This is a genomic window from Nostoc sp. 2RC, from assembly GCF_014222165.1.
Lineage (GTDB): Bacteria > Cyanobacteriota > Cyanobacteriia > Cyanobacteriales > Nostocaceae > Nostoc > Nostoc linckia.
This window is the reverse complement of the sequence record NZ_JACKZU010000751.1, coordinates 1-920: the sequence shown is the minus strand read 5'-3', so window position 1 is coordinate 920 and position 920 is coordinate 1. Positions and strand designations below refer to the sequence as shown.

Sequence of the window (920 nt, the reverse complement as noted above, 5' to 3'; positions counted from 1 at the left end):
CCCAAGGACAAGGGGAAAGGGAAAGGGGTAAGGGGAAAGGGGGAAAGATTAAATTTATTCCTTTTCCCTTTAACCTTTAACCTTTTCCCCATGCCGAGTTTGCCCCATTCCCTAATCCCCACTCCCCACTGCCTTGAGTTCTAGTTCTAGTTGTTGTTCTTTTTGGTTATTGGAAATTATTTGTGGAAGTTCTTCGATTTGGAAATATTGATGAAATTTTGGGGTGACTTGCAGCGAGTAGGAGCGAGAATCGCTGTCTCGACGCTTGCGGACAAAACCAAGTTCAACTAATTCTGGAACGTGCTGATATACGCCTGAACCTCGTAAATTAATTAAGTCGCTCTGGAGTATGGGATTATTGAGAGCGATCGCCGCCAATGTTCGCAATGCACCTACACCCAATTCTACTGGTATCATTGTTTGCACTAAATCGTGAAAATCAGACCTGAGTTGCAAACTGTAACCATCTGGGGTTTCTACTACCTCTAGGGCACTATCTCGGTGGGCATAATTATCCATTAATTCAATAATGCCTTCCTTAACAGTGGCGCGATCGCAAGCGGCATACTCGGCGATTTCGCCGAGCGACAAGGGTTTACCCTTCAAATAGAGAATCGCTTCTATCTTAGTCGCTGTGGCTGTAATCATTTAGTCAATAGTCATTGGTCATTGGTTATTAGTCATCGGTCATTGGTCATTGGTCATTAGTTGTTTACAAAAGACGAATGACAAATCACAACTAACAATCAACAAGTCTCTGGGATTCTATACTAAAATGTCAAAAATATTTTAACAATTTCAAAATTAGGGAGTAGGGGAGTAGAGGAGACAAGGGGAAAGGGAAAGGGGTATGGTTCGACAAGCTCACCAACCGGGGAAAAGGGGAAAGATTAAATTTATTCCTTTTCCCTTTTCCCTTT

1 protein-coding gene is annotated in these 920 nt (G+C 42.5%); it reads right to left on the bottom strand.

The genetic code is table 11. The annotated features are described in order from the left end of the window. Positions 1–111: 111 nt before the first annotated feature. Positions 112–648: an SMC-Scp complex subunit ScpB gene (gene scpB / locus GNE10_RS34825; RefSeq protein ID WP_185570548.1), complete on the bottom strand. Its 537-nt coding sequence runs from the start codon at positions 646–648 to the stop codon at positions 112–114. Positions 649–920: the final 272 nt, after the last annotated feature.

Coding starts and splice junctions, on each gene's coding strand:
- scpB (WP_185570548.1), bottom strand. CDS start 648: ATGATTACAGCCACAGCGACTAAGATAGAAGCGATTCTCTATTTGAAG.